This window comes from Arthrobacter sp. JCM 19049 (genome assembly GCF_001310435.1).
This window is the reverse complement of sequence record NZ_BAXF01000846.1, coordinates 1-675: the sequence shown is the minus strand read 5'-3', so window position 1 is coordinate 675 and position 675 is coordinate 1. Positions and strand designations below refer to the sequence as shown.

General features: G+C 69.5%; 2 pseudogenes. Both read left to right on the top strand.

The window, feature by feature from the left end:
* Nucleotides 1-297: pseudogene (locus tag JCM19049_RS16675) on the top strand (cytochrome P450); the annotation flags it as partial.
* A pseudogene (locus tag JCM19049_RS16670) lies at nt 294-675 on the top strand (cytochrome P450); the annotation flags it as partial. The pseudogenes JCM19049_RS16675 and JCM19049_RS16670, both read left to right, overlap by 4 nt.

The window sequence follows — 675 nt, the reverse complement described above, 5'->3', positions numbered from 1 at the left end:
GATCTGAGCGCACGGCTGGCCGCGCCGATTCCGGCAGAGGTGATGCAGCGCCTGAGCGGGGTGCCGGTGCCGCCGGCGGACCTGCTCAAGCGCTTCAGCCGCCACTCACTGGAATTGTTCTGGGGGTGGCCGGATCACCAGCGCCAGCTGGAGCTGGCACGCACCGCCGCGCAATTCCATGCCTGGCTGCGCCAGAGCGTCCTGCAAGCCATCGCCGCCGGGGACGGAAACCTCTACGCCGAACTGCACCGGGAAGGGGTGGACACGGACCGGATCCGCTCGCTGGCTACTTTTTGACCATCGCCGGCCAGGAGACCACGGCATTGCTCATCCACACCGTCCTGCACACCGCGCTGGACCGGGACCGCTGGGAGCAGTGCGCCCACAACCCACACACCGCCGCGCAGCTGGTCGGTGCGGTTCTGGCCGCCCAGTCCTCGGTGCCGACCTGGCGGCGCGTCGTGGCCCGGGACACGGTATGTGGCGGTGAGCAATTCTTGGCTGGCCAGCAGCTGGTGTTGCAGCTGTCCGGAGGCCAACTGGGCCGGGAGCAGGATGATTCGCTGGCCTTTGGACTGGGAGTGCACCGGTGCCTGGGGGCCGGGCTGGCCCGGATGCAGGCCGAGGAAGTGCTGCGCACCGCAGCGCAACAGCTCCCGGGACTGACCCTGACCG